This is a genomic window from Cellulophaga fucicola (genome assembly GCF_900119145.1).
Taxonomy (GTDB): Bacteria; Bacteroidota; Bacteroidia; order Flavobacteriales; family Flavobacteriaceae; genus Cellulophaga; species Cellulophaga fucicola.
Genome location: NZ_FPIY01000001.1, coordinates 142,907 through 156,992, shown reverse-complemented (window position 1 = coordinate 156,992; position 14,086 = coordinate 142,907). Strand labels below are relative to the sequence as shown.

The 14,086-nt window shown below is 33.2% G+C and carries 10 protein-coding genes; 9 read left to right on the top strand and 1 reads right to left on the bottom strand.

From position 1 onward, the window contains the following. Positions 1-2 precede the first annotated feature (2 nt). From BT107_RS00745 to BT107_RS00730, 4 genes are all read left to right on the top strand, one after another. Entirely contained in the window at positions 3-1,193 is a 1,191-nt protein-coding gene (locus tag BT107_RS00745; RefSeq protein WP_072301846.1) for an acetyl-CoA C-acyltransferase, read from the top strand. Positions 1,194-1,282: 89 nt separating this feature from the next. Then, a complete protein-coding gene (locus BT107_RS00740; RefSeq protein WP_244543102.1) occupies positions 1,283-1,585 on the top strand; it encodes a four helix bundle protein in 303 nt (100 codons plus the stop codon). A 47-nt stretch (positions 1,586-1,632) separates the two neighbouring features. Continuing rightward, entirely contained in the window at positions 1,633-3,441 is a 1,809-nt protein-coding gene (locus BT107_RS00735; RefSeq protein WP_072301845.1) for an acyl-CoA dehydrogenase family protein, read from the top strand. A gap of 175 nt (positions 3,442-3,616) precedes the next feature. Next, complete coding sequence (locus BT107_RS00730; RefSeq protein WP_072302873.1) at positions 3,617-5,032, top strand: pyridoxal phosphate-dependent decarboxylase family protein; 1,416 nt, start codon at positions 3,617-3,619, stop codon at positions 5,030-5,032. 77 nt (positions 5,033-5,109) lie between these two features. On the opposite strand, the gene BT107_RS00725 is transcribed toward BT107_RS00730, so the two are convergent. Then, positions 5,110-6,912, bottom strand: a complete 1,803-nt coding sequence (locus tag BT107_RS00725; protein ID WP_072301844.1) for a glycoside hydrolase family 15 protein — start codon at positions 6,910-6,912, stop codon at positions 5,110-5,112. 102 nt (positions 6,913-7,014) lie between these two features. On the opposite strand from BT107_RS00725, the gene BT107_RS00720 reads away from it, so the two are divergent. The 5 genes from BT107_RS00720 (at position 7,015) to BT107_RS00700 (ending at position 14,074) form a co-directional block, all read left to right on the top strand. Further along, complete coding sequence (locus BT107_RS00720) at positions 7,015-9,222, top strand: bifunctional alpha,alpha-trehalose-phosphate synthase (UDP-forming)/trehalose-phosphatase (RefSeq protein WP_072301843.1); 2,208 nt, start codon at positions 7,015-7,017, stop codon at positions 9,220-9,222. A 59-nt stretch (positions 9,223-9,281) separates the two neighbouring features. Continuing rightward, on the top strand, positions 9,282-10,448 hold the full coding sequence (locus tag BT107_RS00715; protein WP_072301842.1) for an MFS transporter: 1,167 nt from the start codon (positions 9,282-9,284) through the stop codon (positions 10,446-10,448). 21 nt (positions 10,449-10,469) lie between these two features. Continuing rightward, complete coding sequence (locus tag BT107_RS00710; RefSeq protein WP_072301841.1) at positions 10,470-11,807, top strand: M28 family metallopeptidase; 1,338 nt, start codon at positions 10,470-10,472, stop codon at positions 11,805-11,807. 76 nt (positions 11,808-11,883) lie between these two features. Continuing rightward, positions 11,884-12,339 (top strand): FKBP-type peptidyl-prolyl cis-trans isomerase, encoded by a 456-nt coding sequence (locus tag BT107_RS00705; protein ID WP_072301840.1) that lies wholly within the window; start codon positions 11,884-11,886, stop codon positions 12,337-12,339. Positions 12,340-12,451: 112 nt separating this feature from the next. Then, entirely contained in the window at positions 12,452-14,074 is a 1,623-nt protein-coding gene (locus BT107_RS00700) for a M1 family metallopeptidase (RefSeq protein ID WP_072301839.1), read from the top strand. The last annotated feature ends 12 nt before the right edge of the window (positions 14,075-14,086 follow it).

Sequence of the window (14,086 nt, the reverse complement as noted above, 5' to 3'; positions counted from 1 at the left end):
AAATGAAAACAGCATATATAGTAAAAGCATATAGAACCGCAGTTGGTAAAGCTCCAAAAGGCGTGTTTCGTTTTAAAAGAACAGATGAATTAGCTGCAGAAACCATTAAACATATGATGAGTGAGCTGCCTGGTTTAGATCCAAAGCGTATTGACGATGTTATTGTTGGTAACGCAATGCCAGAAGGAGCTCAAGGACTAAATATGGCACGTTTAATCTCTCTAATGGGATTAGATATTGTTGATGTTCCTGGTGTTACCGTAAACCGTTTTTGTTCTTCTGGAATAGAAACTATTGGTATGGCTACTGCAAAAATACAAGCCGGTATGGCAGATTGTATTATTGCTGGTGGTGCAGAGAGTATGAGTAGTGTTCCTATGACTGGTTTTAAACCAGAATTAAACTACGATATAGTTAAAGCAGGACACGAAGATTACTACTGGGGAATGGGTAACACTGCTGAAGCTGTTGCAAAGCAATTTAAAGTTTCTCGTGAAGACCAAGATGAGTTTGCTTTTAACTCGCATATGAAAGCTTTAAAAGCTCAAGCAGAAGATCGTTTCCAAGACCAAATTGTACCAATAGAAGTAGAACAAACTTATATTGATGCTAACGGAAAGAAAGCAACAAAATCTTACACAGTAACTAAAGATGAAGGTCCGCGTAAAGGAACCAGCAAAGAAGCTTTAGCTAAATTACGTGCGGTATTTGCTGCTGGTGGTAGCGTTACAGCAGGTAACTCTTCACAGATGAGTGATGGAGCTGCTTTTGTAATGGTTATGAGTGAGGATATGGTTAAGGAATTAAATCTAGAACCTATTGCTCGTTTAGTTAACTATGCAGCTGCAGGTGTAGAACCTCGCATTATGGGTATTGGTCCGGTTAAGGCTATTCCAAAAGCATTAAAACAAGCAGGTTTAAAGCAAGAAGATTTAGGTTTAATTGAATTAAACGAAGCTTTTGCTTCTCAATCTCTAGCAGTAATTAGAGAATTAGGTCTTAATCCAGATATTATTAACGTAAACGGTGGTGCAATTGCACTAGGTCATCCACTTGGTTGTACAGGAGCAAAACTATCTGTACAGTTATTTGATGAAATGCGTAAACGTGATATGAAAGGTAAATACGGAGCTGTTACAATGTGCGTAGGTACAGGACAAGGAGCTTGTGGAATATTTGAGTTTCTGAACTAAAAAGAGAAAAGAGCAAAGAGTAAAGACAAATGTGCGCTAAACAAAGACATAATTATAGAAATTTAAAAATTTGGAAGCTCGGTTTATAGATTACAAATTATATTTCTTATATATTATTAAATTTTCCAAAGCACGAGAGATTTGATTTAAGTTCACAATTAAGTAGATGCTCAGTATCAATGCCAAGCAACATTGCTGAGGGTTCTTCTAGAACAGATAAATCTTTTAGTCATTATCTAGATATTGCTTTAGATTCTTCCTTTGAATTAGGAACTCAATTACTAGTAGCAAAACATAGAAAATATATAAACAACGAAATATTAAAAACAATTGAAGATAAAATAGAAGAATTCCAAAGAATGACAATGGGATTCCAAAACGGACTAAACTGAGTCTATATTCTATTTTCTTTCTTCTATAATCTAATATAAAAAAACAAATGGCAGATACAGAAAAAGATATCCTACGTGGAGGTCAATTCTTAGTAAAAGAAACAAATTGCGAAGACGTTTTTACTCCTGAAGATTTTTCAGAAGAACAAACAATGATGAAAGAAGCGGTAGCTGAATTCAACGAACGTGAAATTATAGCACACAAAGCAAGATTCGAAGCTAAAGATTATGCATTAACAGAAGAAGTTATGCGTAAAGCTGGTGAATTAGGATTTTTAGGTGTTGCTGTTCCTGAAGCATATAACGGACTAGGAATGGGCTTTGTATCTACAGTATTAACTTGTGATTACATCTCTAGTGGTACTGGTTCTTTTAGTACTGCTTTTGGTGCACATACTGGTATTGGTACAATGCCAATTACATTATATGGTACCGAAGAACAAAAACAAAAATACGTTCCTAAATTAGCTACTGGTGAGTGGTTTGGTGCTTATTGTTTAACAGAGCCAGGTGCAGGATCTGATGCAAATTCAGGTAAAACAACTGCTACTCTTTCTGATGATGGTAAGTCGTACAAAATTAACGGACAAAAAATGTGGATCTCAAATGCAGGTTTCTGTAGTTTGATGATTGTTTTTGCTCGTATTGAAGATGATAAAAACATTACAGGTTTTATTGTTGAGTACGATCCAAAAAACGCTAATGGCATTACATTAGGTGAAGAAGAACACAAACTAGGTATTAGAGCTTCTTCTACTAGACAAGTTTTCTTTAACGATACTGTTGTACCTGCAGAAAATATGCTTGCTGGTCGTGGAGAAGGTTTTAAAATTGCAATGAACGCATTAAACGTTGGTCGTATTAAATTAGCAGCTGCTTGTTTAGATTCTCAACGTAGAATTGTAACAACTGGTGTGCAATATGCTAACGAGCGCAAGCAATTTAAAACTCCAATATCAGATTTTGGAGCTATTAAAATAAAATTAGCTGAAATGACAACTAACGCTTACGTTGGTGAGTCTGCAACATATAGAGCTTCTAAAAACATAGAAGATCGTATAGCAATGCGTGAAGCTGCTGGTAATACACACCAAGAAGCAGAACTTAAAGGTGTAGAAGAATACGCTATTGAGTGTTCTATATTAAAAGTTGCTGTATCAGAAGATGTACAAAGTTGTGCAGATGAAGGTATTCAGATTTTTGGTGGAATGGGCTTCTCTGAAGAAACACCTATGGAAGCTGCTTGGAGAGATGCACGTATTGCTCGTATTTACGAAGGCACAAATGAAATTAACCGTATGCTTTCTGTAGGTATGTTGGTTAAAAAAGCAATGAAAGGTCACGTAGATTTATTAGGTCCTGCTAGTGAAGTACAAAGCGAACTAATGGGTATTCCTTCTTTTGAAACTCCAGATTTTTCTGAATTATTTTCAGAAGAAAAGGTAATGATTAAGAAACTAAAGAAAACATTCTTAATGGTTGCTGGTGGTGCTGTTCAAAAATTTGGACCACAATTAGAAGAACACCAACAATTATTAATTGCTGCTGCAGATATTTTAATTGAGATCTATATGGCAGAATCTGCTATTCTTAGAACAGAGAAAAACGCAAAACGTTTTGGTGAAGATTCTCAGAAAACTCAAATTGCAATGTCTAAGTTGTATTTATACAATGCAGTAGATATTATAGAGAAAAAAGGAAAAGAAAGTATTATTTCTTTTGCTGAAGGCGATGAGCAACGTATGATGTTAATGGGACTTAAGCGTTTTACTAAGTACCAAAACTATCCAGACATCGTAGATTTACGTAACGAAATTGCAGAAAAAGTAAAGGCAGAAAACAAATATTGTTTTTAACATAAAAGGGACTATATTTACTGCCGTTCTTACTTACTTTTTGTAAGTAAGAATAAAGATTGACTAATTCGAATTGAAGCTTACAAAGCAGAGATTTAACAAACCATCAGTTTTTGCTGATGGTTTTTTTTGTTTAAAAGGCTTAATTTTACAACAACTATTTAATTCTTATAGATTGAAAAAATTAGCCGAAGCTTATAGTCCAGAAAATTTCAGAAAAAGAGGGCACGATTTAGTAGATCAACTAGCAGATCATTTTGAAAATACAATTCAAGAAAAAAACACCAAGGTTATACATTGGAGTCAGCCTAAGGATGAACACGTTTTTTGGAAAGACTATTTAGAAAATGGCAATCAAGAAAACTTGTTTAGCACTATAATAGACCACTCTATACATGTACACAATCCTAAATATATTGGACATCAAGTAACACCTACTTTGCCTATTACAGCTCTTACAGCAATGCTAAGTGCATCTTTAAACAATGGTATGGCTGTTTATGAAATGGGTGTGGCAGCATCTGCAATAGAACGCATTGTTACAGATTACATTTGTAAAAAAGCAGGCTATACAATAGCTTCTAACGGTATATTAACTTCTGGTGGCACATTAGCCAACTTAACAGCGTTACTTACAGCACGTAAAGCAAAAGCAACTACAAACGTATGGAACCAAGGAAGCGTTAATGCGTTAGGAATTATGGTTAGTGAAGAAGCACATTACTGTGTAGATAGAGCTGCAAGAATTATGGGATTAGGAGATGTCGGAATTATAAAAATACCATCTACCTCTAATTTTAATATGGATATTAGCTTACTTAATGAAGAATACGAGAAAGCAAAAAGCTCTGGAATAGAAATATTTGCCATTATTGGTAGTGCGCCATCTACCTCTACTGGTATTTATGACGATTTAGAAGCTATTGCAGAGTTTAGTGCAAAAAAAAATATATGGTTTCACGTAGATGGTGCTCACGGTGGCGCTGCAATATTCTCTAAAACCTATAAGCATACGGTAAAAGGAATAGAAAAAGCAGACTCTATAGTAATAGATGGTCATAAAATGATGATGATGCCAGCACTTACTACTGCCCTACTCTTTAAAGACGGCAACACATCACACGCAACATTTAGTCAGAAAGCAGATTATTTATTAGAAGAATCTAAAGAAGAAGATTGGTACAACATTGCCAAACGTACGTTTGAGTGTACTAAAACAATGGCAAGCATACATTGGTATACTATTTTAAAAACTTATGGTGAAGAAATTTTTGATGAATATGTAACTACACTTTACAACTTAGGGCATCAATTTGCTGAAATGGTTGTTGCAAATCCAAATTTTGAAATTGCGGTAGAACCTGCATCAAACATTGTATGCTTTAGGTATATAAATGATGCGTTATCAGAAAAAGAAACCAATTCTTTAAATGAAAAAATTCGTCAATCTTTATTAGAAAAAGGCGAATTCTACATTGTACAAACAAAACTAAGAGGCATACATTATTTACGTGTAACTATAATGAATCCGTTTACAACTAAAATTCACTTGCAGCAATTATTAAAACAAATTTTAGCTGAAGTAAATTAAAATATATAGATAAAAAAGATCCCTTATAATTGCATAAGGGATCTTTTTTATAATACACTAATGAAAAAGTCACTAACCTACTCTCTCATAGATTCTAGTATTTTTTCTTCATTTTTTTTTGCTGAGAAATTAAGAGCACATTCTATTAAAGCTAAATGAGAATATGCTTGAGGAAAATTACCTAAAAGTCTTTTTGTTTTAAAATCTACATCTTCGCTAAATAATCCTAAGTGGTTGCTATACCCTAATAATTTATCAAAATACATACGTGCTTTCTCTTCTTCACCTATTTTAAATAAACTATTAATAAACCAAAAAGTACAAATAGTAAATGATGATGATGGTAACCCAAAATCGTCTTCATTTTTATATCTATACAGCAAACCATCATTACATAAGTTTTCTTCTACAGCTTTAACTGTTGCAACAAACTTAGGGTGCTTAGCATGTATAAATCCATAAGATTCCATTAGCAAAACGGAAGCATCTAAATATGTAGACCCGTAAGACTGTGTAAATGCATTAACATCCTCATTCCAAGCATTATCGTGAATATCTCTTTTAATTTCTTGTTCTAATTTGGTCCACTTTTCAATTTTATGGTTTTTATCAAAGATTCTCGCTACTTTAATAGCCCTATCTATTGCTACCCAACATAAAACTTTTGAAAATGTAAAGTGACGATCTTCTGCTCTAAACTCCCAAATACCTTTATCGGCTTCTTTCCAGTGCTTCTCTACAATCCAAACAATACCTTTTGTTATACCCCACAAATCTTCTCCATTTTCTAAATCGGTAGAAAACTTAACAAGCTGTTCGTAAATAACATCCATAAGAATGCCGTAAATATCGTTCTGCTTTTGTTTGTAAGCTGCATTACCTACACGTACGGGTTTAGATCCTTTATAACCATCTAAATGTTCTAAAGTTTCTTCCGTTAACTGTTTTTCACCATTAATGCCATACATTATTTGCAACTTCTCGTCCTTATCTGGTATAAGGTTTATTATAAATTGCAAGTATCTTTTGGCTACGTTTTTATGTCCTAGTTCGGACATAACTTTTATAACCATAGAGGCATCTCTAATCCAACAAAAACGGTAATCCCAGTTTCTTACTTCACCAATAGTTTCTGGCAAAGAAGTGGTTGCTGCGGCTAAAACAGCACCAGTTTTATCGTAAGTTAACAACTTTAAAGTTATGGAACTTCTATTTATTTCGTCGTTATATAATTCGTACTTAGGAATTTTTCCGCTCCAGTTTAACCAATAAACCTTGGTACGTTGTTGTTCTAAATATGCTTTTTTAACACTTGGTGCAAAAATCTTCTCATTGTACCCAAACAAAAAGTAACCATCTTCAGTTAGCTCTATTTCTGTACCGTTTATTACACTTTCTTTATTAAAAGAGGTGTATAAAAAAACTGTATCAAACTTTTCTCCGTGTGTTAAACTAGTAATAAAATTGTCTTTTATATATGTCTTTGTTTCTCCGGCAGCATATTCTAACTTAGGATCATATAAGACCTTGAATTTTGGAGTCCCAGAGATGTACCTAACATAGCGTATAATTTCTGGTGGCGAGTAATAAGAACCATCTTCTGTTTTATATCTTGGCATAAAATCTCGTACTTCAAAAATATGCTCTCCTCTAGTATATGTGGTAACTAATATTGCAGTTTGGGTTACATATTTTTGTGTAATTTTATAGTCTTCTGTCGTTAGGATTTCAAAACTACCTCCCTTATTCTCATCTAAAATCTTAGCAAAAACCGAGGAAGAATCAAATGCAGGCAAGCAACTCCATTCAATTGCACCATTCTTAGAGATAAGGGCTGCGCTTCTACAATTTCCTATAATTCCGTAGTCTAAATTATCCATATAATAAATTAGGGTTAAACATTTCTAATTAGTAGGTTTTATTACCAATTTTATCGAAATTTATACAAAAATCAATTAAATACTACCAAAAAATACCGATTTATGAGTAAAACTATCATTATCTCAAATAGACTACCAGTACAATTGGAAATTCATAATAATGAAATAAAAACAACTCCCAGTGTTGGCGGATTGGCAACGGGGATGAAATCTGTACACTCTGGAAGTAATGATTTATGGATTGGTTGGAGCGGTTTAACAGATGAAAACATCCCTAAAGAGCTAGAAAGTAAGATAGATGCTACTTTAAAAGATCACGGATGTGCTAAAGTTAAACTAAATGCAGAAGAAGTAGATGGGTTTTATTTTGGATTTAGCAATAGAACAATATGGCCATTGTTCCATTATTTTTTAGAGTATTCTGAGTTTGAACTTGATAATTGGGAAATATATAAAACAGTAAATCAAAAGTTTGCAGATGAAATTATTGCTAAGGCAGATGACGATGATATTATTTGGGTTCACGATTACCAATTAATGTTAGTACCCCAAATGGTTAAGGAGAAAAAGCCAGACATTTCTATTGGTTTCTTTTTACATATTCCTTTTCCGTCTTATGAAATATTTAGAACACTACCTTGGCGTGAAGAGATTTTAAGAGGATTACTTGGATCTGACTTAATTGGGTTTCATACCTATGACTATGAAAGGCATTTTTTAAGTTCTGTGAGACGTTTATTAGGATTAGATGTTAGTTTTAACGAAGTTCATATAGAAAATAGAATTGTTAAAGTAGATTCTTTTCCTATGGGAATAGACTACAAAAAATTTAGCGAAGCTGGTAAAGCAAATTCACTAAACGCAACAGAACATCAGTCAGATTTTCAACAAAGATTAAATTCACACAAAGAATCTACAAAAGATGCAAAATTAATTTTGTCTATAGATAGATTGGATTACACTAAAGGAATTGCAAAAAGATTGAATGCTTTTGAATATTTTTTAAACAAACACCCTGAATATAAAGAAAAGGTTAGGCTAATCATTTTAGCTGTACCTTCTAGATCTAATGTACCCCAATACCAATTATTAAAGAAAGAAGTTGATGAGTTGGTTGGTAGAATTAATGGAGAATTCTCTACGGTAAATTGGACACCAATTTGGTATTTCTACAGATCTATGCCTTTTGAAAACTTAATAGATTTATACACTTCTTGCGATATTGCATGGCTTACTCCTATTCGTGATGGTATGAATCTGGTTGCCAAAGAATACATTGCTACAAGAACAGACAAAACTGGGGTTTTAATTTTAAGTGAAATGGCTGGCTCTGCTAATGAGATGAATGAATCATTACTAATTAACCCTAATAACTTTGAACAGACTGTAGATGCCTTGCAACAAGCTATAAATATGCCAGTAGAAGAACAACAAGAGCGCAATGATATTTTACAAAAAAGATTAGAACGTTACAATGTTGAAAAATGGGCTAATGATTTTGTAAACTCTTTAAAACAGCAAAGAGAAAATAGCAATATTTTTGTTTCTAAAAAATTATCTGAGAAGCTCTTAAATACAATACAACAAAACTATACATCGGCTAAAAAGAGACTGTTATTTATAGATTATGATGGCACTTTAGCCGCTTTTAAAAATGATCCACAAAAAGCTAATCCAGATGAAGAACTATACGCTTTATTAGACCGTATATCTTCACAACCAAACACTGTTATGTACTTAATAAGTGGCAGAGATAAAGAAACATTTACCAAGTGGTTTTTACACAAAAAATACAATATGATTGTAGAACATGGTGTATGGATATCCCAAGAAGGTGAAGAATTTAGAATGCTAGAAAACGTAAAAAAAGATTGGATGGAAAAAATACATCCTGTTTTAGAATCTTTTGTAGACCGCACACCTGGTAGTTTTATTGAAGTTAAAAATTATTCTTTAGCTTGGCATTACAGAAAAACAGATCCAGATTTTGGAAACAAAAGAGCTACCGAATTAAACACTGTATTAACTAGCTTAATAGCTAATGACGATTTAAGCGTATTAAACGGCAACAAGGTAATGGAAATAAAAAGTAGTAATGTTAACAAAGGTCGTGCTGCTATGCGTGTTTATAATGATGATGTTTACGATTTTGTTTTTGCTATAGGTGATGATTGGACAGACGAGTTTATGTTTCAAGAATTACCAGAATCTGCTATTACTGTAAAAGTAGGACACCAAAAAACACAAGCTAAATATTATGTAGATGGCACAAAAGATGTTCGTAAATTACTAAAGCGTTTTATAGATTAATTTTTAGGGTTTAGGTTTAGTACTTTTGTACGACCAACAATAAGCCTTAACAAAACAGCTTGATAAAGAAATCTCATATTTTACCATTATTAATAGTATCGCAATTTGCGTGTACATCTTTATGGTTTGCAGGCAATGCTATAGTAGATGATTTAGCTTTAAAAACTGGCTTAGGAGATAGTATTATTGGCTATGTTCTATCTTCGGTTCAATTGGGTTTTATCCTAGGTACTTTAGTCTTTGCATTATTAATGATTGCCGATCGTTTTTCACCTTCTAAAGTTTTTGCTTTATGTGCACTATTTGCTGCGCTCTGCAATTTTAGCTTGCTGGTAGATACTATTACAAAATGGCACATATTAGGAGCGCGTTTTGGTACTGGTTTTTTCTTAGCTGGTATTTACCCAGTTGGTATGAAGATAGCGTCAGACTATTACAAAGACGGACTTGGTAAAGCATTAGGTTATTTGGTTGGTGCACTTGTTTTAGGTACAGCTTTCCCTTTTTTAATAAGTGGCTTAGGCTGGGGTAGTAATTATCAAACTATAGTACAAGCAACTTCTATACTAGCTATTTTAGGAGGGCTAATTGTACTACTATTTGTTCCTAATGGTCCGTTTAGAAAACAAAGTTCTAAATTAGAGCTAAAAGCAGGCATACAGTTATTTAAGAATCCTATATTTTCTAAAGCTGCACTTGGCTATTTTGGCCATATGTGGGAACTATATGCTTTTTGGGCTTTTACACCATTAGCCATTAAAACTATAAATAACATACAAAACGTAAACTATTCTGTACCATTACTAACCTTTATAATTATTGCCCTAGGAGCATTTTCTTGTGCTTTTGGAGGTTACTTTTCTAAAAAATATGGCAGTTACAAAGTTGCCGTTATTGCTTTGTTTATATCTGGGGTATTTTGTTTTATATCTCCTCTATTATTTATGCTACCTGCATTATTCTTTTTTATGAGTTGGTCTGTTTGGGGAATGGCAGTAACCGCAGATTCGCCTCAATTTTCTAGTCTTGTTGCACAAGCTGCTCCTCCAGAATTAAAAGGTACTGCTTTAACTATTGTAAATTCTATAGGGTTTGCTATTAGTATTATTAGTATTCAACTCTTATCCGCTCTAACTACAAAAATAAATACTCCCTTAATTTTCTTATTTTTAGGTATTGGACCATTAATTGGTTTATTTGCTTTACTAAGAAAGAAATATAACTAACTCACATAAAAAAACTAAAAAATGACTCTTAAAAAATTATTCTCGCTTTTGTTTATTCTTGGTGTAACGTATGCAAATGCACAAACAAACTCTAAAATTTATGATATTGTTAATGCTGTATCAGAAGAGCGTATAAAAAGTGATGTAACTACTCTTGCTAATTTTGGCACTAGAAATACATTTAGCGATACTGTTTCTAACACTAGAGGTATTGGTGCAGCTAGGCGCTGGATAAAATCTGAGTTCGAAAACATATCTAGTAATTGTAACGACTGTTTATCGGTTTTTTACCAGAAAGATTTTGTGACCAAAAAAGGAAACAATAGAGTACCACACGACGCGTGGGTTGTTAATGTTGTTGCTATACAAAAAGGAACAAAATACCCTAACAGATATATTATTATGAGTGGCGATATAGATTCTAGAGCAAGTGATACTATGGACTTTACTACAGATGCTCCTGGAGCAAATGACAATGCTAGCGGTATGGCTGGTACTATTGAAGCAGCCAGAGTACTATCTAACTACAAATTTGAAAACAGCATTATATATGTTGGATTATCTGGTGAAGAACAAGGTTTATTTGGCGGTGCTGGTTTAGCCAAATATGCAAAAGAAAAAGAATGGGAAATTATTGGTATTCTTAACAATGATATGATTGGGAATATTAAAGGTGTAGACGGAGTAATTAGCAATAGAGATTTTAGAATTTTTTCTGAACCTGTACCTGCTAACGAAACAGACAGACAAAGACAAGCAAGACGTTTTTATGGCGGTGAGGTAGATGGTATTTCTCGTCAATTGGCTCGTTACATACACAAAAATGTAAAAACATATATGCCAGAGATGAACCCTATGATGATTTATAGATTAGATAGGTTTGGCAGAGGTGGTCATCACAGACCATTTAACGATTTAGGTTTTCCGGGTATACGTATAATGGAAGCTCACGAAAATTACACACAACAACACCAAGATATTAGAACAGAAAACGGCATTGCTTATGGAGATGTTGTAGAGCACGTAAATTTTGGATACGCAAAAAAACTAACAGCTGTAAATGCTATAACTATGGCCAATTTAGCCTGGGCGCCACCTGCTCCAAAAATAGTAAAAATTGGAGGTATAGTTGCTCCTTCAGCAAAATTTGAATGGAGTCCGGTTGATGGTGCTGTAGGCTATAAAATTTATTGGAGAGATACCACCTCTCCTACTTGGGATTATAGTAAATATGTTGGTAATGTTACAGAACACACTTTAGACGGTATTGTTATAGACAATTACTTTTTTGGTGTTGCTGCTGTTGGCAAAGATGGTTTTGAGAGTGTTGTTGTTTTTCCTAACCAGATAATGAGGTAAGTTTATTTATTAACTTAATTTTAAAAATATACCCAACTCTATTTAAGTATATTTGCCCAGCAAAAAAACACTATTTATGAAATACGGAATACTAATACTAGTTTTTACATTATTTATTTCTTGTAAAAATGACGACAATGTAGATTACACAGAACAGAACGAAAAAGAAATTAAAGCTTACATAGAAGAGAATAACTTAACAGCTTTAAAAAGTCCTACTGGTTTGTATTATGTAATTAATGACGAAGGAACAGGTTTAAGACCAACTACAACATCTGATGTTACAGTAGCATATAAAGGATATTTTACAGATGGTAATACTTTTGATGAAAGTGATGCTAATGGTATTTCATTTAACTTACAACAAGTAATTGCAGGATGGACGGAAGGTATTACTTATTTTAAAGAAGGTGGTAACGGTATTTTACTTGTTCCATCTAGATTAGGATATGGTGATAGTGGTCGTGCTTCTATACCAGGCGGGGCTGTTTTAGTTTTTGATATAAACTTACTTAGTGTTAATCAAAACTAAGCACACATTACAATATAATAAAGCCATTAAAGAGGAAACTTTTTAATGGCTTTTTCTTTTTATAAGAACTTTAGATAAGTATATATTTGTAAGACTAACAACTACTACTCTTATGAAAAAAACTTTTTTACTAAGTGCAGCCATTCTTTTTAGCTTTGCTATTACTGCACAAAAAACATTTACTAAAACCGACACGCTACGTGGCACTATTACGCCAGAGCGTATTTGGTGGGATCTAAATTATTATGATTTAGATGTAACTGTAGATCCTGCTAAAAAATATATTTCTGGTAAAAATACTATTAGATATACTGTTTTAGAAAATAACCAAGTGCTTCAAGTAGATTTGCAACCACCTTTAAAGATTACAAAAGTGACGCAAAAAGGTAAAAAACTTAAGTTTACCTCAGCTACTAACGCTCATTTTATCAAACTAAAACAAAAACAGCAAAAAGGAGCTGTAAACGAAATTGTTGTACACTATAAAGGCAACCCAAAAGAAGCTGTAAACGCTCCTTGGGATGGTGGTTTTTCTTGGTCTAAAGATGAAAACGGAAAGCCATTTGTTGCTACATCTTGTCAAGGTTTAGGCGCCAGTGTTTGGTGGCCAAACAAAGACCATATGTACGATGAGGTAGATAGTATGCGTATTAGTGTTACCAACCCAAAAGGTTTATCTAACATCTCTAACGGAAGATTAGAAAAAATTGAAGAACACGCAAATACAGTAACATCTCATTGGGTAGTTAAAAACCCAATTAACAACTATGGTGTAAATGTAAATATTGGCGATTATGTACATTTTTCTGAAGTTTACAATGGTGAAAAAGGACCATTAACTATGGATTATTATGTGCTTAGCGATAATTTAGAAAAAGCAAAAGTACATTTTAAAGATGCCCCAAAAATGATGAAAGCTTTTGAGCATTGGTTTGGACCTTACCCTTTTTATGAAGATGGTTACAAATTAGTTGAAGCTCCATATTTAGGAATGGAACACCAAAGCTCTGTTACTTATGGCAATAAGTATAAGCAAGGATATATGGGTAACGATTTTTCTGGCTCTGGTTGGGGTTTAAAATTCGATTATTTAATTATTCACGAATCTGGTCACGAGTGGTTTGCGAATAATATTACCAATAAAGATATTGCTGATATGTGGATACACGAGAGCTTTACAACGTACTCTGAAAGTATCTTTTTGGACTATTATTACGGCACACAAGCAGCTAATGAATACATTATTGGTTTGCGAAGAAATATTGCTAATGACAAACCTATTATTGGTAATTATGATGTAAACGATGAAGGCTCTGGAGATATGTACTTTAAGGGTGCTAATATGATACATACCATTAGACAATTGGTAGATAATGATGAAAAGTGGAGACGTATTTTAAGAGGATTAAACAAAGATTTTTATCATTCTATAGTAACTACAGAACAAATTGAAGGTTACTTAAGCCATCAATCTGGTATAGACTTAACAACTTTTTTTAATCAGTATTTAAGAGATGTACGCATACCTACTTTAGAGTATAAAATTGAGAGTAATAAATTACAATACAGATATACAAATATTGTAGATGGTTTTGCTATGCCTGTTAAAGTAAAAATTAATGATAAGGAACAGTGGGTTTTTCCTTCTAAAGAATGGAAAACTACAGATGTAGCTTCATCTGATGCTTCAGTTGTTTTTGATCCTAACTTCTATATTAATCTTAAAAACTTATAGATTGTAAGCCTA